Source organism: Pseudarthrobacter sp. 1G09 (assembly GCF_050038305.1).
Lineage (GTDB): Bacteria > Actinomycetota > Actinomycetes > Actinomycetales > Micrococcaceae > Arthrobacter > Arthrobacter equi.
In genome coordinates this window covers 2,213,359-2,230,896 of sequence record NZ_CP188306.1, presented here as the reverse complement: position 1 = coordinate 2,230,896, position 17,538 = coordinate 2,213,359, and the positions used below count along the sequence as shown (strand labels likewise).

The window sequence follows — 17,538 nt, the reverse complement described above, 5'->3', positions numbered from 1 at the left end:
TCCCGCACCGCTGACCTGATAACCCCGTAAAGAATGTAAAAGAAGACAAGCGGCAGCACCACGAACATGACAATTTCCAAAACTTCCCCCAAACATGCAAATGCCAGGAACGGCCTTGCCAGCGTACGTCCTGTTACTCGACGACGGTAGTTGTCTTTTAGGCCTGTATTGGAAGAGGGGTCACGTCCGGAGCTGGATCCGTCAGCAAGCGCGCATGGGTCTCTACGTCGAACCGTTGGTCGCCGTACCTGAGTTTCCTGCGTTCTATCCCTTCAGGAACAAAGCCTGCGCGGGTAGTGGCCTTGCAGGATGCGGGATTGTTAACGCGATGTCCCAGCCCAATCCGGAACAAACCCTCCACGGGCGAAGTTCAACAACCATGCCTCCCATCCTGCCCCGCCAAGGCAGCAGACGGCGGCAGGCGGCACTCCTGCCCGTGACCTTGTCTTGCCCTGAGGCCGCTGCGTGTGTGTAGGTAGGAATTGCAAAGACGTGCCTGACCTACGGATAAGGAACAACCACGAATGACTGGAACAACAACAGTGGAGCGCGCCCAGCAGCTCAAGGCCCTCCACGAAGCACCGGAAATCCTCCAGGTGATCAACGTGTGGGATGCCATTAGTGCAGCAACCGTCGCGGCACTGCCGGAGACCAAAGCGATCGCGACGGCGGGTCACTCGATCGCAGCCGCGCTGGGCTACGCGGATGGCGCCATGCCGTTGGACGTGGCCCTGGAGGGTGTCAAGAGGATCGTGGACGCCGTGGACCTGCCTGTCACTGCAGACCTCGACGACGGCTACCAGGACCCTGCCGAGACCATCCGGCGAGCCATCGGACTCGGCATTGCCGGTGCCAACGTTGAGGACAGGCTGCGGCCGTTCGATGAAGCAGTCTCCCGCGTGGCGGCGATCGTCCGGGCCGCCGAGGCGGAGGGCGTGCCCTTCCAGCTCAACGCCCGCACCGATGCGCTGGTCCGTGCCGGGGACCGGCCGGTCAAGGACAGCATTGAGGATGCCGTCGCCAGGGGCCGTGCCTTCCTCGACGCCGGCGCGGCACTGGTCTTTGTCCCGGGCGCCCTGACCCGGGAAGTCATCGAACCCCTCGTCGACGGCCTCGGCCGCGGAAAGCTGTCCATCATCGGTGCACCCGGTGCGCTCCCGGCAGCCCAACTCCAGGAACTCGGCGTGGCGAGGGTCTCGTACGGCCCCTTCACCCAACGGGTGGCTCTCCGGGCACTGCGCGACCTTGCCACGGATCTCTACGGGTCCGGCGTCATTCCCGCTGATACCCCCGCGCTGAACTAGGGAGGGAGCGGAGGAAGGGACGGCACTCCACATGCCGTCCCGTTCGCCCCGGTAAATCAGCTCATCAGGCGGTTCTCTGCCCGCAGTTGTGCCCTGCCCCCAATCTTCCTGCCAACCCTTTAGTAGGTCCCCTACAAAATGGGCCCTGCTCTGTCCCAGTAACGTCGGCAGTACATTAGATTCCGCTTGTTCAACCCCGACAGGACTGCCATGAGCAACACCGACACCGCCGTCACCTCCAGCCTTTCCTCCAAACGCCGCCGCTGGAACGCCACAGACCTGGGCCTCATCGGCGTCTTCGCTGCACTGGTGGCCGGCGCCGCGCTCGTACCCGGCCTGGCCGTCAACGGCTTCGGCGTGCCCATCACCTTCCAGACCCTCGCCGTGATGCTGACCGGCCTGGTGCTCGGACCGGGAAGGGGCTTTGCCGCCGTAGGCCTCTACACCCTTCTGGGCCTTGCCGGACTGCCCATCTTCAGCCAGGGCCGCAGCGGCCTGGGCATCCTCGCCGGCCCGTCCGCGGGCTACATCATCGCGTTCCCCATCGCTGCCGCACTTGTCGGCTGGCTGGCAACTGTCGTGATCCGCCGCACCACCAAGGCCCGCGCGCTGTGGTTTTTCCTCGCCGCCACGGTCACCAGTATCCTCACCGTCCACACCCTGGGCGTCGCCGGCATCGCCCTTAACACCAAGGCCACCCTCGGACAGGCCTTCTTCAGCGACCTCGTCTTCTACCCCGGAGACATCATCAAGAACATCCTCGCCGCCGGCATTGCCGTTGCCCTGCACCGCGCTTTCCCGGACCTCCTGGTCCGCCGCTCGCGCCGCAGCAACCCGCCCGTCCAGCCCGCCAAGGCCTAGGAAGTAAGCAATGCCAGTTGTCACCTTTGACCAGGTAACAGTCGCCGTGGAAACGGACCACTCCCCCGTCCCTAAAGTCCTCCTCGACGGCGTGAACCTCCGCCTGGCGGAACGCCGCGTGGGCGTCATTGGTGCCAATGGTTCCGGGAAGTCCACGCTGCTGCGCCTGGTGAACGGGCTCGTCCAGCCAACCGTTGGGAAAGTAGCGGTTGACGGCGACGACACAGTCCGCGCGGTCAGGAAAGTCCGCCGGAGCGTCGGGTTCGTCTTCACCGACCCGCTGTCCCAGCTGGTCATGCCCACCGGCCGGGAGGATGTTGAGCTGTCGCTGCGCCGCTCTGTCCGGAACGGCCGGGAACGGCAGGCCATGGCTGAAGCCGCGCTCGACCACCTTGGCCTGCTGCCCCTGGCCGACCAAAGCATCTACGAACTCTCCGGCGGGGAACGCCAGCTGATGGCGCTCGCGGCCGTCCTGGCGGTCGAGCCTGCGGTTCTGGTCCTCGATGAGCCCTCCACGCTCCTGGATCTCAGGAACCGCGAACTGCTGCGCCACACCCTTGCCGGACTGGAGCAGCAGGTCATCATGTCCACCCATGACCTCGAGCTTGCCCTGGACATGGACCGGGTCCTGGTGGTCGAGGGTGGGACGGTGGCGTTCGACGGCGCCCCGGCAGACGCCGTCGCGTTCTACCGTGCCCTGTGCCTGGACGGGATGCGGCACCCCGCCGGCCCGGGCCGCAACCCGGCCGCGCCATGAGGGGCCACGGTTTCCTGCTGGCCAACTTTGTGCCGGGAAACTCCTTCATCCACCGGTCACCCCTGGCCCTGAAGTTCCTGCTGGTCTTCGCCTGCGGCCTGGCATCCTTCCTGATTGTCGACTGGCGCGTATCCCTGGTGGTGCTGGCTGCGCTGTGCGGGCTGTTCCTCCTGACCGGAGCCGGGCCGAAGCGGCTGGCGCGAGCGGTCCGCCCGATGCTTCCGGTGCTCCTGGTGATCGGGCTCTTTCAGTGGTGGCAACTCGGTGCGCCCACAGCGGGCAGGATCGTCCTGAACATCCTGGTCTGCGTGGTGGCCGCGTCCCTGCTGACCGCCACCACCCCCGTGCAGCGGCTGCTGGACGGCGTGGTGGCGGCCGCCACTCCATTCCAGCGTTTCGGCGCCGATCCGGAGCGGTTCGCCCTCACCATCGGGGTCATGCTGCGCAGCATCCCCTACATCGCCGGCACCTTCGCCGACGTCAGGGACTCCGCAAGGGCACGGGGGCTGGAGCGGAACCCGCGGGCACTGGTTTTGCCGGTTTTCATCACCTCCGTGGCCTACGCCCGCCAGACCGGTGAGGCGCTCGCAGCCAGGGGGCTCGGCGACGCCGAAGACCGCGGCCCCGGGGACTAAGCGGCGGCCGGACTGCGGGTCAGTCCAGCCGCCCGTAGCGCAGCAGGGCCGCCGTTCCCATGCCGCCGGCACTGCTGATCATGGCCAGCCCCAGCCTCCCGAGCGTTCCCGCCCGCCTCGCCTGGGCGAGCAGCCTGGTCACCAGGACGGCGCCGGAGGCACCGTACGCGTGCCCCAGGGCCAGCGCCCCGCCGTCAAGATTGGCGCGGGCAGGATCAATGCCCAACTCGTCAAAGCAGGCGAGGGTTTGGGAGGCGAACGCCTCGTTGAATTCCACCAGGTCCAGCCCGGCTGCCTCAACACCGTGGGTGGCGAGCAGTTTCCGTGCTGCCTCGGCCGCACCCACGCCCAGCACGTCCGGCTCCACCCCGGCGGTGCAGGTGCCAAGCACCAGGAGCCCGTCTTCGGCACCCAGGTAGCGGGCCCGCTGCAGGGAGGTCATGACGACGGCGGACGCGGCGTCCGCGTCGAAGCAGGAGTTTCCGGCGGTGACAGTTCCCCCGGCCACGAACGCGGCGGGGAACCGCCCCATGACTGCAGGGGTAAGCCCGCGCCTCGGGCCGTCATCAGCCGTTACCGTCCCCCCGGCCGTGGCCAGCGGAACAATTTCCTGCCCATAGCGGCCTTCCGCCATTGCCTCAAGGGCCTTCCGGTGGCTGCCGAGGGCAAAGGCGTCCTGCCGGTCCCGGGCAATGCCATACCGGCGGGCCACCGTCTCTGCGGCGACGCCCATGTCCGGGTCGCCAAAACTGGCCGGCACGAACTGGGCACGGCCGTAGAACTCCGGACCGCCGTCGGAATTCCTGTGCGCGCGCAAAGGAGCGGTACTGGTACTTTCCACTCCCCCCGCGAGATAGAGCGGGTTCCCGCCGGCGGCCACCAGCTGCGCGGCGAGGGCGATCGCGTCCAGGCCGGACCCGCACTGGCGGTCCACGGTGATGCCCGGAACACTGACGGGCAAACCGGCTTCCAGGAGGGCCAGCCGGGCAACATTTCCGCCGCCGCCCACCGCATTGCCTATAACGACGTCGGTCACGGCGCCGGGTGCCACAGCAGTCTCGTGGAGCAGGCTGTTCAGCACTGGGGCCAGTATTTCATGGGCGCGGACGGTCCGCAGGGCGCCGTTGGTCCGGCACACAGGGGTCCGGCGGGCCGCGATGATCACGGGCTGGCGGTCCGGCGGAAGAAGCTCAGCTGCCAAGGCTCTTGACCCGTGGATCCCTCTGGGCGATCCATTCCAGCAGCAGGTTACGGCTGACCTTGCCGCGGTCCGTGACGGGAAGCCCGGCGAGGACGAAGTACTGCAGCGGACGCTTGTCCCGGGCCAGGATGTCCTCCAGGCCTGCCCGTAACTGGGTTGCGGTGATCCCGCCATGGGAAGGGACGACGCCGGCCACCACCTTCTGCCCGCGCAGGTCGTCGGGCATTCCGGCGGCGATGGCAGCGGAAACGCCAGGCACCGCGCAGAGAGCCAGCTCCACCTCGTGCGGGTAGACGTTCCGGCCCGAGGTGAGGATCATGTCAGCCCGGCGGCCCAGGATATGCAGCCCGTCCGGGGCCAGGTAACCCTGGTCTCCCACGGTGTGCCAGGCGCCGAAGGACCGCAGGGCTTCGCCGTCGTCGCCCCACAGGTATCCGTTGCTGACCATGCCGCTGCGCACACAGATATTCCCGTACCCGCCGTCCGGCACCGGTTGGCCGGCGTCATCAAGGATGCGCACCTCAGCGCCGGGAAACGGCCGGCCTATGCAGGTGCTTCCGACGGCGGGTGGCTGGTTGGCTGAAAGGCCGGCGCCTGAGACGAAACTCAGTTCCGAAGCGCCGTAGTACTCGTAGATGGTGGCATTGGGAGCCCAGCGGCGGGCCGCTTCCAGGGTCCTGGCATCAAGCTTGGAGCCGGCGCAAATGATGGTCCGGATCCCGGATGCGTCCACGCATCCGGTCAGCCCGCGTTCGCTCAGCATCCGCAGCATGGTGGGCACCAGCACCAGGCGGGTCACGCGGTCATGGGTGATGGCTGCGTGGACGTCGCCAACGTCGAAATGCTCCAGGGTCTGGAATTCGGATCCGGCGTAGAGGCACTCGGCCAGGGCGTAGAGGTTCAGGCTGGCGGCCAGCGGCCCGGGAGCCAGGGTCACATCGTCCTGGCGGAGGCCGAAGAATTCGATGGAGGCCCCAAAGGATTCCTGCCATGAACGCCGGGACCGGGTGAACGCTTTCGGCACGGAGGTGGTGCCAGACGTGAGGCCGATGAGGAACGTTGAGCCGGGCGGGCCGTCGGCCAGGGGGTCGTCCGTAGCCACCGCTGCCGGTTCTGCTGACGACTGGACCCGCCGGACAATGTCCTCCTGCAGGTGAGCGGACCAGGCGGGGTCCAGGACGGCGCACTGGCGTCCGCCGGCCACGGCCGCGGCAAACTTCACCGCGAAATCGATGGAATTGGCTTCACACAGCGTGGTCACCGATTTCGTCTCTGGAACCATGCCAGCCGCCCTGCCCCGCAGTTCGGCCCAGGACAGCCGCCGGCCGGCGATGGCCACGGCTGTGCCGTGCGGACGCTCGGTGGCCCAGCGCTGGATTCGGTCAAGGAAAGGCATCGGATCAACTTTACCGGCGGCCCTGATTGGGTGGCCGATCCGCGGGTATTGTGACGATATGAGTTTCAATGACAATGTGCAGCTGGATCCGTCCCAGGTCCAGGACCGGCGGGGAATGGGCCGCGGCGTGAAAGTTGGCGGCGGCATCGGTGGCGGGCTGGTGCTGCTCGTAGCGCTGCTGCTGGGCATAGATCCCAACCTGCTGGGGGGCCTCACCGGCGGCGGCACAGCGGAACCCCAGACCCAGGGCAGTGCACCCGCCTGCAGCACCGGCGCCGATGCCGACGCCCGGCTGGACTGCCGGATCACCGGCACGGTCAACAGCCTGAACGCGTTCTGGCCAGGCTACCTGCAGCAGTACAACGTCCAGTACCCGCGGCCCGAAGCCGTGATCTTCACGGGCGGCACCAACACCGGGTGCGGTGCAGCGACGTCAGAGGTGGGCCCGTTCTACTGCCCCACGGACACCACCGCCTACTTCGATCCGGGGTTCTTCCAGGAGCTCGTGGACCGGTTCGGATCCTCCGGCGGCCCGCTCGCGCAGGAGTATGTGGTGGCCCATGAGTTCGGCCACCACATCCAGAACGTCCTCGGTGACCTGGGCCGCGCCCAGCAGGATCCGCAGGGCCCGGAATCCGGGTCCGTCCGCACGGAGCTGCAGGCTGACTGCTATGCCGGGCTGTGGGCCAAGTACGCGTCCACCACGCCGAACCCGGATACCGGCCAGCCGTACCTGGAGCCGTTGAAGCAGCAGGATGTCAACGATGCCCTCTCCGCCGCCGCCTCCGTGGGCGACGACCGCATCCAGAAGGCCGCCACCGGACGCGTTTCGCCTGAGGGCTGGACGCATGGCTCCAGCGAGGAACGCCAGCGATGGTTTGCCCGCGGCTACGAGTCAGGCGACATCAAGCAATGCGACACGTTCAGCGCCCCCACCCTCTAGCCCCGGCGCACCATTAAAAGCCCGACGGCCTGTCACCTTCGTGGAGAAGGTGACAGGCCGTCGTCGTACTTCAGGTTTTTCAGATGTTGAAGCCGAGGGCCCGCATCTGGTCCTTACCGTCGTCGGTAATCCGCTCGGGACCCCATGGCGGCATCCAGACCCAGTTCAGGCGCCAGTCATCCACAACGCTTTCCAGGGCTTTGCCCACCTGTTCTTCGAGGACATCGGTGAGGGGGCAGGCCGCCGTGGTGAGCGTCATGTCGATCAGGAGCGCACCGTCGTCATCGGAGTACTTCAGGCCGTAAAGCAGCCCAAGGTCCACCACGTTGACGCCAAGCTCGGGATCGATGACGTCCTTGAGTGCTTCCTCGACGTCTTCCAGGGCCGTGCGGCCCGGCACGATTTCGGTCATCGCAAGTCCTAACTAGGCCTGTGCTGCTGCGGGAGCTGCGGCCGTGCCGGCACCCTTGGCGTAGCGGTCGTAACCCTCTTCTTCAAGGCGGTCAGCCAGTTCCGGGCCGCCTTCTTCGACAACCTGGCCGTCAACGAAGACGTGGACGAAGTCAGGCTTGATGTAGCGCAGGATGCGGGTGTAGTGGGTGATGAGCAGCGTGCCCATGTTGCCCTCGGCGTGTGCGCGGTTGACGCCTTCGGAGACGATCTTGAGTGCGTCAACGTCCAGGCCGGAGTCGGTCTCGTCCAGCACTGCGAACTTCGGCTTGAAGAGCTCGAGCTGCAGGATCTCCACGCGCTTCTTCTCGCCGCCGGAGAAGCCCTCGTTGACGTTGCGCTCGGCGAAGTCGGCGTCGATGCGAAGCTTCCCCATGGCGTCCTTGACGTCCTTGGTCCAGGTACGCAGCTTGGGTGCTTCGCCGTCGATTGCGGTCTTCGCGGTGCGCAGGAAGTTGGTCATGGTGACACCGGGAACCTCCACCGGGTACTGCATGGCCAGGAAGACTCCGGCGCGGGCACGCTGGTCAACGCTCATCTCCAGGACGTCTTCGCCGTCGAGGGTGATGGAACCGCTGGTGACCGTGTAGCGGGGGTGGCCTGCGATGGTGGAGGCCAGGGTGGACTTGCCGGATCCGTTGGGGCCCATGATGGCGTGGGTTTCACCCGTACGGATGGTGAGGCTGACGCCCTTCAGGATCTCCTTGGTGCCCTGTTCCGTCTCAATGCTGACGTGCAGGTCCTTGATCTCAAGAGTTGACATGCTCTTCTTTCTGTTCGTTCGTAAGTCTGTGCTGCGGGGCGCTCAGTAGTTGTTTACTGCCGCGCCGTTCAAAACGTTGGTGACATCCACGTAGACGTCGTCGCCGTCGAGTTCTATGGCGAACACCGGAACGGGATCGTAGGCGGGAAGCTGGAGTGGCTGGCCGCTGCGCAGGTCGAACTGGGAGCCGTGTCCCCAGCATTCGATCGCGCAGCCTTCCACGTCGCCTTCGGACAGCGAAATGTCAGCGTGCGAGCAGGTGTCGCCGATGGCGTGGATGTCACCCATCGAATCCCTGACCACGGCTACCGGGTAGTCATCGATCAGGATGCGCAGCGCCTGCTTGACCTTGATGTCGTTGGAGCTGCACACCAGCTCGCCCTTGGGCTTACCACTCATGCGTTCCTGGCTGCCTGTCCTCTAGTTTTCCGTTGCCGCGAGTTCGCGTTCCACAGCCTCGGTCAGGCGCTCTTCGAGTGCCGGGACCTTGATCTGCTGGATGATCTCGTTGAGGAAGCCGCGGACCACCAGGCGGCGGGCAACATCCTCCGGGATGCCGCGGGCCATCAGGTAGAACAGGTGCTCGTCGTCGAAACGGCCGGTGGAGCTGGCGTGGCCGGCACCCTCGATCAGGCCGGTCTCGATCTCGAGGTTCGGCACGGAGTCCGCGCGGCAGCCGTCCGTCAGGACCAGGTTCTGGTTCTTCTCGTAGGAGTCGGTGCCTTCGGCCTGCTTCTGGATGAGGACGTCGCCCACCCAGACGGTGTGCGCGCCCTTGCCCTGCAGTGCGCCCTTGTAGAGGACGTTCGACTTGCAGTTGGCCAGGTTGTGGTCAACGAACGAACGGTGCTCCAGGTGCTGTCCCGCGTCGGCGAAGTAGAGGCCGAGGAGTTCGGCATCGGCGCCCTCGCCGGAGAACCGGACGTTGGAGTTCAGCCGGACGATCTTGCCGCCAAGGGTCACCGCGATGTGCTTGTACACGGCGTCCTTGGAAACCTCGGCGTCGTGCTGGGCCAGGTGGCGCGCGTCGTCTTCCCAGAGCTGGACGGAAACCACGGTCAGCTTGGCGCCTTCGCGGACGAAGACCTCCACGTTGCCGTTGTGGTCGGCGGAGCCGTCGTGCTCCAGGATCACCACGGCGCGGCTGTTCGCGCCGGCCTCAATGACGTGGTGCGTGTTGGTGCGGCGGCCTGCGCCGTTGCCGGTCATGACCACGCGGATGGGCTGGTCCAGTTCGGCGTCCGCGGGAATACGGATCAGCTGGGCCTCCTCCACGTTCGCGGAAGCGACGACGGCGGCACGGTCCGCGGGGACCAGCGTGGCACCGCGGGGGGCCTCGCCGGCGCGGAGGGCACCCTGGACGAAGGAGTCCGGGCCTTCGACGATGACGCCGAGAGCGCCGGCGTCCGAAGGCGTGTCCGAAAGCAGGTTGGCCAGCTCGCGGACCGGGGTAAAGCGCCATTCCTCTTCGCGGCCGTTGGGCAGGGCGAAGTCAGCGACGTCGTGGCTGGTGATGCGCTCCGCGCGGGAGGCCATGACCTGCGTTCCGTGGCTGTGGTGGCGGTCCACCTTGGAGGCGACCAGGTGCTCGCCTTCCTCAGTGAAACCGGCGATTGACGGCGCGCCGATGCGGGCCTTTTCGGTAGTAGCTTCGGCAGTCATTAACCGACGGATCCTTCCATCTGGAGTTCGATGAGGCGGTTGAGCTCGAGGGCGTATTCCATGGGGAGCTCACGGGCGATCGGCTCGATGAAGCCGCGCACGATCATGGCCATGGCCTCGTCCTCGGGCATGCCGCGGGACATGAGGTAGAACAGCTGCTCCTCGCTGACGCGCGAAACAGTTGCCTCGTGTCCCAGCTGTACATCGTCCTCGCGGATGTCGATGTAAGGGTAGGTGTCAGACCGCGAAATGGTGTCCACCAGCAGGGCGTCACAGCGCACGGTGTTAGCGGAGTGCTTGGCGCCTTCGCGGACCTGGACCAGGCCGCGGTAGGCTGCACGGCCGCCGCCGCGGGCTACCGACTTGGAGATGATGGAGCTCTTGGTGTTGGGCGCGATGTGGACCATCTTCGAGCCGGTATCCTGGTGCTGGCCTTCGCCGGCGAACGCGATGGACAGGGTTTCACCCTTGGCGTGCTCACCTACCAGGTACACGGCCGGGTACTTCATGGTCACCTTGGAGCCGATGTTGCCATCCACCCATTCCATGGTGCCGCCGGCTTCGCAGACGGCACGCTTGGTCACCAGGTTGTACACGTTGTTGGACCAGTTCTGGATGGTGGTGTACCGGACGCGGGCGCCCTTCTTGACCACGATTTCCACAACGGCTGAGTGCAGGGAGTCCGAGGTGTAGATCGGCGCCGTGCAGCCTTCAATGTAGTGGACGTAGGAATCCTCGTCGGCGATGATCAGGGTCCGTTCGAACTGGCCCATGTTCTCGGTGTTGATGCGGAAGTAGGCCTGCAGCGGGATGTCCACGTGAACGCCCTTGGGGACGTAGACGAAGGAGCCGCCGGACCATACTGCCGTGTTGAGCGAAGCAAACTTGTTGTCGCCCACCGGGATGATGGTGCCGAAGTACTCCTGGAAGATTTCCGGGTGTTCCTTCAGCGCCGTGTCGGTATCCAGGAAGATAACGCCCTGCTTCTCAAGGTCCTCACGCAGCTGGTGGTAGACAACCTCGGACTCGTACTGGGCAGCGACGCCGGAAACAAGGCGCTGCTTCTCAGCCTCGGGGATACCGAGCTTGTCGTACGTGTTCTTGATGTCCTCGGGCAGTTCCTCCCAACTGGTGGCCTGCTTCTCCGTGGACCGCACAAAGTACTTGATGTTGTCGAAGTCGATGCCCGAGAGGTCTGCACCCCAGGTGGGCATGGGCTTGCGGTCGAAGTACTTCAGCCCCTTGAGGCGAAGGTCCAGCATCCACTCGGGCTCGCTCTTCTTAGCCGAGATGTCGCGGACTACCTCTTCGTCGAGTCCACGGCGTGCGTTGGCGCCGACATCGTTCTTGTCAGCCCAGCCGTACTCGTAGTTGCCGATGCCGTGCAGCTCGGGATTCTTTTCCAGAATCTCCGAGATCACAGTGTTTTCGGCTACTGCTTTCTCTGATAGTTGGTCCGTCATCACGGCCTTTCTTGCTGATGGTTTGTTACTTCGTTCAGGCTGGCGGGGGCTGCGGAAGGCCTTGTGGGCCCGGGCGCAGACAGCCTGCCTGTGGGAATGTGGGTGGTGCAGACGTGCCCGCCGCGGGCCAGTGTGGACAGGCGGCGCACGTCGACGCCCACCAGCCGTGAAAACACTTCGGTTTCCACGTCGCAGAACACCGGGAAGCGGGCGGCGAGTTGCTGGATGGGGCAGTGGCCCTGGCACAGCTGGACGCTGGAGAGCGCGGCCGGCAGGGGCGCCTTGGCCTCGATGGAGGCTGCGGACGCAACGAAGTTGTCCCTGCTGAGTGCCTCGGCAAGAGCCCTGGCCCGGTCCGCGATGTCCGGACCTGCCTTGTCGATTTCGGGGGCGTAACGCCGCTCCATGTCAGCGAAGCGCTCTTCAGCGAAGGCACGGACGGCGTCCGGTCCGGCAGCTTTCTGGAGCTGCTGGAGCGCCAGCGCGGCAATGTCCAGGTAGTCGTTGCCCAGGCTCGACTGGCCTTCGGAACTGAGGACGTAACGGCGTGCGGGGCGTCCGGCGCCCGCTCCGGCCCTGGCCACCCTCTTGACTTCAATGATGCCGGCACGGGATAAATGGTCGAGGTGCCGGCGGACTGCCGCCGGAGTGAATCCCAGCATGTCGCCAAGCTCTGCCGCGCTGACCGGTCCGTGTTCCAGGACAGCCGAGAGGACGCGGTCGCGGGTGCGCTCATCGGCGTCAGCCACGGGACCGGGCACCGTTTGGGCGCGCCCTTCCTGGGCCTGCACGGCCCCGTGCCCAGCGAAAGGCACAGCAGTAGCATTGCTCACGGAATACACAACACAATCATGTCGTAATTTAGTCCCGGGCTCCAGTAAGGGCAGGCTACCTTCCCTCGGCAGCACCGGGAACCGGCAAGTACTACATCCCGTAGAATACTGGGGTGCGATCCCCCCAATCCCCCGTCCTGTCCATCAGTGGACTCGTTAAGGACGTCGGCCCGCTGGCCAGCCTGGACGGAAAGATGCTGAGGGTGGTCAGTGATGTCTCGCTGATCGCCGGGCGCGGCGAGGTGACGGCCCTGCTGGGACCCAACGGCGCCGGAAAGACCACCACACTTGAGTGCGCGCAGGGCCTCCAGCGGCGCAGCGGCGGAACCATCAGCCTCCTCGGCGAAGATCCTGCCTCTGCCGGGGCAGACTTGCGCTCCCGCGTCGGCGTGATGCTCCAGGATGGCGGGCTCCCGCCGTCGGCCAAGCCTGTGCCGCTGCTGCGGCACATCGCCGGCCTGTACGCGAACCCCTGGCCCGTGGAGGACCTGGTGGAGAGGCTGGGCATCGATACCTTCAGCCGCACCGGCGTGCGGAGGCTGTCCGGCGGACAAAAGCAGCGGCTTGCCCTCGCGGCGGCCCTGGTGGGCAGGCCCGAAGTCCTCTTCCTCGACGAACCGAGCGCCGGGCTGGACCCGCAGTCCCGCGCCCTCGTCTTCGACCTCATCTCCGAGCTCCGCAGCAGTGGAATGGGCATCATCCTCACCACCCACCTGATGGACGATGCGCAGCGCCTGGCCGACTACGTCTACATCATCGACGGCGGCCGCAACGTCGCCGAAGGAACAGTGCAGCAGCTCCTGCAGCGCGAACCGGCCGTTGGCAGCGAAGCGGACCACGTCCGGACTCTGGTGTTCGAAGCGCAGCCCGGCCTGGACGTTTCCGCTGTACTCCCACCCTCCATCGCCGTCGCCGAGACCCGCGCGGGCAGCTATTCCGTGACCGGTGCACTCACTCCGGGACACCTCGCGGCGCTGGCTGCCTGGTGGGAAGCGAAGGGCATCATGCCCGCCGCCATGAGCCTGCAGGCGCGTAGCCTTGAAGATGTCTTCCTGGACATCTCTGGAAAGGACATTCGATGAACGGGACCGGTACTGCCGCGGGCAGCGCTCCCGGGAACGGCCTCGCGGAAGCAGCCGGCGGCCGCCAACACCCTGCTTCCCTGCTTCGGCGCGTGCTCCTGCAGGGCAAATATGAAGCCGTCACCATGCTGCGGAACGGTGAACAGCTGATCCTTGCTGTGGTGCTGCCGCTGCTTGCCCTGATTGGCCTCACCGTCACGCCCTTCCTTGACGGACTGGGTCCGAGCCGCGTCAACGTGGCCGTCCCGGGCATCCTGGCCCTGTGCGCCATGTCCACGGCCTTCACGGGCCAGGGAATCGCAACAGGATTCGACCGCCGTTACGGCGTGCTCCGTTTCCTCTCCACCACCCCCCTTGGCCGCGGCGGCCTGATTGCGGGCAAGGTTCTCTCGGTGCTGGTGGTGCTGTGCCTGCAGATCGTGGTGGTGTCGGCAGTGGCGTTTGCCCTGGGCTGGCAGCCTGTTGCGGCGGGCTGGCTGCCCGGCCTTGTCCTGCTGGTCCTGGGTGCAGCGGCGTTCACGTCACTGGGCCTGCTGGTTGCCGGTACCGTCCGCCCGGAGGCAACGCTGGCCATCACCAACCTGCTGTGGATCCTGCTGGGTGCCATGGGAGGAATCGTGATTCCGGCTGACAGGCTTCCTGCCTTGGCACAATCCATTGTGCATTTCCTGCCCTCCGGCGCGTTGGGTGAATCCCTTCGCGACGCCTTCCTTCATGGCGCCCTGAACGGCGGGGCCGCCCTCATCCTGCTGCTCTGGACGGCGATTGCCGGGGCAGCAGCCATCCGTTGGTTCAAGTGGAATTGAGATATTCGTGAGCACGGCTTCGCGCCTCCCCCAGTTCGCCGGCCGCCTGGCAGCGCGGCTTCCCCGCACAGTCGACGCCAGGGTGCGCCGCCTGGCAGTGGCCTCCCTGATCGGGCAGACACTGCTGGTGGTGACCGGTGGCGCCGTGCGGCTGACGGCGTCCGGCCTGGGCTGCCCCACCTGGCCGCGCTGCACCGACACCTCGCTGGTCAACACGGCGGAAATGGGCATCCACGGCTTCATCGAGTTCGGCAACCGGCTCCTGACCTTCGCCCTCGCCGCCGTAGCGGCCCTCATGCTGGTGTATTTGTGGAACCTCCGCAAGGAACGCCGGGACCTTTTCCTGCTGGCGCTCGGCCTCCTGGCCAGCATCCCCGCCCAGGCCGTCATTGGAGGGATCACCGTCCTCACCGGCCTCAACCCGTGGGTGGTGGGCCTGCACTTCCTGGTGTCCATGGCTCTGGTGGTGTTCGCCACCCTGCTGGTCAACAGGGCCTATGGCCGCACCGGGCGTTACATGACGGTCTCCCTGCGTGCGTTGCCGGGGACCCTGCGTCCGGTGACGTCCGCCGTCGCGCTTTTCTCCGCCCTGGCCGTGATGCTGGGCGTGGTGGTCACCGGAGCAGGACCGCACGCCGGTGACGCAGATGCACCACGCAACGGCCTGGACTGGGATCTTTTCTCGCACATCCACGCCGTTCCGGCCTACCTGGTGACTGCGGGTTCCCTGGTGGCGCTTGTCCTGGTGCTGACGCGCCGCATAGCCGGTCCGTTCCGGACTGCAGTGTTCGGCCTGCTCGGGGTCACGGTCCTGCAGGCGGTCATCGGTTTCACCCAGTACTACAACGGCATTCCGGCCCTGCTGGTGGGCGCCCACATGCTGGGAGCCGCGCTGCTGATGGCTACGGCCACGAATGCCTGGGACGTCGCCAGGTCCAGCCCGGTGGAGTAACCCATTAAACGCGAGGGTGCCCCGGTTCCAGACCGGGGCACCCTCGCGTTTAAAGGCCATTGACGTCGGCGTTCAGCCGGCTGCCGCGCCCGTGGCCTGCACCAAGGCTTGGGCCGGATCCAGGGCCTCGATGCCGTGCGGTGTCACCAGGACCACGCGGGCCGTGGCGATGTCGTAGAAAAGCCCGGTGGCCTGTACCTCCCCGGCGGCAATGGCGGGACCAACCAGCGGATGGTTGTCGAGCTTGCTGAGCTGGACTGCCACATTGACCATGCCCAGCTGGTCGAGGCGGCAGTAGCCCGCCTCAGCAGCGGCCCGCGCCACGGGGTGGCCCGCCAGCAGTTCAAGGTAGCTGGGACGGGCATGCCCCAGCCAGGCGTCGAACCCGGTACCCAGGCCCGGGTTCCCGGCGCCTTCGGCATCAGCGATGACAGCCTTCATGGCACCGCAGTTCGAGTGCCCGCACACCACGATGGTGTTCACCTCAAGTCCCTTGACCGCGAACGACAACGCCGAGTCAATGGAGGCGTCCTGGCCGTCATGGCACACCACATTGCCGATGTTGCGGAGGGTCAGGAGGTCGCCGGGGCCGCTGCTGGTGATGAGGTTGGGGTTGACCCTCGAATCGACGCACGCCACGAAGAGCGTATCCGGATGCTGCTGCTCCGCCAGGTCCTCCACCAGGGGACGGACCTGGTCAGCGAAGCGCCGGTGGTACTTGCTGATTCCCGCCAGGACTGCCGGCAGCCGTTCACTGCCGCGCCGGTCACAGGCATCGGCGCCGTCCGCGGTCCGGGAGTTGCGCGGCGGCAGGGGAAGTTCGCGGGCTTCCTGCCGCTGCGGTGCCCTGTGCTCGGCGTCCTGGAACAGCGTGTTTCCGTGTTCCTCAAGTTCGACGGAGCCGCCGGCGGCCAGGTACTGGTCGCGCCAGGCCACCAACGATTCACGGAAAGCGTGGTCCACGTAATCGGCGTTGAGTTCAACCACCACAGCGTTCCCTGCGGGCACCGAGTGCAATACGCGGTTCAGGCGCGGCAGGGCGAAGAAGCTGCACGATCCGGCGATGGTGATCCGCCAGGCCGACGACGGCGAGACCGGCTCGTGTACGCGGATGGCCGCGCGCAGGACGCGCCACAGCACGCTGGCCGCGGCAAGCGCCAGGCCAATGAGTACGCCCTCCAGCAGGTTGAGGAAGACGACGCAGAGGATGGTCACGACGTAGATCAGCAGGTCACCGGTGCGCCGGCTGGTTCGGATGTCAGCAACCTTGATCAGCTTGGCCCCAATGACCAGGAGCAGACCTGCCAGCACCGAGAGCGGGATGAGCTGGATCATGCCGGCGAAGAGTGCCGAGAAGATGAGGATCCACACGCCGTGCAGGATCGCGGAGGTCCGGGACTTGGCACCTGCTTCCACGTTCGTGGCGCTGCGGACAATGACACCCGTGACCGGCAGTCCACCCAGGGCACCGGAGAGGATGTTGGCAGTTCCCTGGCCCATCAGCTCCTTGTTGAGGTTGGTCCGCGGACCGGAGTGCATCTTGTCCACGGCGACGGCTGACAGGAGCGATTCGATACTGGCGATGAGCGCCATCGACAGGACAGCGAAGGCTACGGCCTGCCAGTTTCCTTCGGGCAGTGCCGGCAAGGCCACAGCGTCCAGCATCGAGCCCGAGAAGGAGATCCGTTTAACGCCCGGCGCCAGCGGCACCGACAACGCGGTGACGGCAGCAACAGCGGCCAGCGGGCCGGGGATTCTCCGTACGGCGGCGGGCAGATGCTTCCAGGCCACCAGGATGATCACCACGGTGAGCCCAAGCAGAGCCGCATGGATCTCAACATTGGTAATGGCCGCCGGGAGGTTGGCGAGGTTTTCGATGGCGGAGCCTGCCGGGCCGGAGCCGAGCAGCACATGGATCTGCTGGACCATGATGGTCACACCGATGCCGGCGAGCATCGCCTTGACCACCACTGGCGAGACCGCCAGTGCAGCCCTCCCCACCCGGCTCACGCCAAGCAGGAGTTGTACGACGCCGGCAGCGGCGGTGATGGCACAGGTGGCCTGCCAGCCGAACTCCTGGACCAGGCCGGCCACAATCACGGTCAGGCCGGCGGCAGGCCCGCTGACCTGCAGCGGAGCGCCGCCCAGGCTGCCGGCGACGATGCCGCCGACGGCTGCGGCGATGAGTCCGGCCATGATCGGCGCACCGGAGGCAGCGGCGATCCCGAGGGACAGTGGCAGCGCCACGAGGAAGACGACCAGGGAGGCGGGCACGTCCGCACCCAGGTTCGACAGGAAAGGCCGGAAGCGGTTGGCCCGGCCGCGCTGTCCTCCGGGCGGGCTGTGGTTGGAGGCTGTTGTTGCGGCTGGGCCGGGCGTCATGGGATTTCCTTTACTTCGCGGGAAAGATCCAGTCCACCGTATGCAGAT

General features: G+C 66.3%; 17 protein-coding genes. 8 read left to right on the top strand and 9 right to left on the bottom strand.

Translation table 11 applies throughout. From position 1 onward, the window contains the following. Positions 1-524: 524 nt before the first annotated feature. The 4 genes from ACP3TD_RS10225 (at position 525) to ACP3TD_RS10210 (ending at position 3,557) form a co-directional block, all read left to right on the top strand. Complete coding sequence (locus ACP3TD_RS10225) at positions 525-1,304, top strand: isocitrate lyase/PEP mutase family protein (protein ID WP_426762760.1); 780 nt, start codon at positions 525-527, stop codon at positions 1,302-1,304. A gap of 210 nt (positions 1,305-1,514) precedes the next feature. Next, a complete protein-coding gene (locus ACP3TD_RS10220) occupies positions 1,515-2,165 on the top strand; it encodes a biotin transporter BioY (RefSeq protein ID WP_426762758.1) in 651 nt (216 codons plus the stop codon). A gap of 10 nt (positions 2,166-2,175) precedes the next feature. Continuing rightward, complete coding sequence (locus tag ACP3TD_RS10215; protein ID WP_426762756.1) at positions 2,176-2,922, top strand: energy-coupling factor ABC transporter ATP-binding protein; 747 nt, start codon at positions 2,176-2,178, stop codon at positions 2,920-2,922. Beyond that, the gene (locus tag ACP3TD_RS10210; protein ID WP_426762755.1) at positions 2,919-3,557 is read left to right on the top strand and encodes an energy-coupling factor transporter transmembrane component T family protein; all 639 of its coding nucleotides are present in this window, start codon (positions 2,919-2,921) and stop codon (positions 3,555-3,557) included. Before ACP3TD_RS10215 ends, ACP3TD_RS10210 begins: the two co-directional genes overlap by 4 nt. 19 nt (positions 3,558-3,576) lie before the next feature. On the opposite strand, the gene ACP3TD_RS10205 is transcribed toward ACP3TD_RS10210, so the two are convergent. Together ACP3TD_RS10205 and ACP3TD_RS10200 are read right to left on the bottom strand one after the other, a co-directional pair. Then, positions 3,577-4,758 (bottom strand): thiolase family protein, encoded by a 1,182-nt coding sequence (locus ACP3TD_RS10205; RefSeq protein WP_426762753.1) that lies wholly within the window; start codon positions 4,756-4,758, stop codon positions 3,577-3,579. Further along, the gene (locus ACP3TD_RS10200; RefSeq protein ID WP_426762752.1) at positions 4,748-6,154 is read right to left on the bottom strand and encodes a class I adenylate-forming enzyme family protein; all 1,407 of its coding nucleotides are present in this window, start codon (positions 6,152-6,154) and stop codon (positions 4,748-4,750) included. Before ACP3TD_RS10200 ends, ACP3TD_RS10205 begins: the two co-directional genes overlap by 11 nt. 58 nt (positions 6,155-6,212) lie before the next feature. On the opposite strand from ACP3TD_RS10200, the gene ypfJ reads away from it, so the two are divergent. Then, a complete protein-coding gene (ypfJ, locus tag ACP3TD_RS10195) occupies positions 6,213-7,097 on the top strand; it encodes a KPN_02809 family neutral zinc metallopeptidase (protein WP_091720130.1) in 885 nt (294 codons plus the stop codon). Positions 7,098-7,176: 79 nt separating this feature from the next. Here the strand turns inward: ypfJ and ACP3TD_RS10190 are convergent, their stop codons facing one another. Genes ACP3TD_RS10190 through ACP3TD_RS10165 form a run of 6 tightly spaced genes read right to left on the bottom strand, consistent with a single transcriptional unit; the run spans position 7,177 to position 12,277 of the window. Further along, positions 7,177-7,509: a metal-sulfur cluster assembly factor gene (locus tag ACP3TD_RS10190; protein WP_091720128.1), complete on the bottom strand. Its 333-nt coding sequence runs from the start codon at positions 7,507-7,509 to the stop codon at positions 7,177-7,179. Between the two features lie 12 nt (positions 7,510-7,521). Then, on the bottom strand, positions 7,522-8,310 hold the full coding sequence (gene sufC, locus ACP3TD_RS10185; RefSeq protein WP_426762751.1) for a Fe-S cluster assembly ATPase SufC: 789 nt from the start codon (positions 8,308-8,310) through the stop codon (positions 7,522-7,524). Positions 8,311-8,352: 42 nt separating this feature from the next. After that, complete coding sequence (locus ACP3TD_RS10180) at positions 8,353-8,709, bottom strand: non-heme iron oxygenase ferredoxin subunit (RefSeq protein WP_426762749.1); 357 nt, start codon at positions 8,707-8,709, stop codon at positions 8,353-8,355. 21 nt (positions 8,710-8,730) lie between these two features. Beyond that, positions 8,731-9,972, bottom strand: a complete 1,242-nt coding sequence (gene sufD, locus ACP3TD_RS10175) for a Fe-S cluster assembly protein SufD (RefSeq protein ID WP_426762748.1) — start codon at positions 9,970-9,972, stop codon at positions 8,731-8,733. Next, on the bottom strand, positions 9,972-11,435 hold the full coding sequence (sufB, locus tag ACP3TD_RS10170; protein WP_015937041.1) for a Fe-S cluster assembly protein SufB: 1,464 nt from the start codon (positions 11,433-11,435) through the stop codon (positions 9,972-9,974). The genes sufD and sufB overlap by 1 nt, the downstream gene beginning before the upstream one ends. Next, a complete protein-coding gene (locus tag ACP3TD_RS10165; RefSeq protein WP_426762747.1) occupies positions 11,435-12,277 on the bottom strand; it encodes a helix-turn-helix transcriptional regulator in 843 nt (280 codons plus the stop codon). The genes sufB and ACP3TD_RS10165 overlap by 1 nt, the downstream gene beginning before the upstream one ends. 104 nt (positions 12,278-12,381) lie before the next feature. Here ACP3TD_RS10165 and ACP3TD_RS10160 point away from each other — a divergent pair, with 104 nt between their 5' ends. The 3 genes from ACP3TD_RS10160 to ACP3TD_RS10150 are packed head-to-tail and all read left to right on the top strand — an operon-like array spanning position 12,382 to position 15,108. After that, on the top strand, positions 12,382-13,350 hold the full coding sequence (locus ACP3TD_RS10160; protein WP_426762745.1) for an ABC transporter ATP-binding protein: 969 nt from the start codon (positions 12,382-12,384) through the stop codon (positions 13,348-13,350). Then, a complete protein-coding gene (locus ACP3TD_RS10155) occupies positions 13,347-14,156 on the top strand; it encodes an ABC transporter permease (protein WP_426762744.1) in 810 nt (269 codons plus the stop codon). The genes ACP3TD_RS10160 and ACP3TD_RS10155 overlap by 4 nt, the downstream gene beginning before the upstream one ends. Positions 14,157-14,163: 7 nt before the next feature. Beyond that, entirely contained in the window at positions 14,164-15,108 is a 945-nt protein-coding gene (locus tag ACP3TD_RS10150) for a COX15/CtaA family protein (protein WP_426762743.1), read from the top strand. Between the two features lie 72 nt (positions 15,109-15,180). Here ACP3TD_RS10150 and ACP3TD_RS10145 read toward each other — a convergent pair whose 3' ends face one another. Beyond that, positions 15,181-17,490: a SulP family inorganic anion transporter gene (locus ACP3TD_RS10145; protein WP_426762741.1), complete on the bottom strand. Its 2,310-nt coding sequence runs from the start codon at positions 17,488-17,490 to the stop codon at positions 15,181-15,183. Positions 17,491-17,538: the final 48 nt, after the last annotated feature.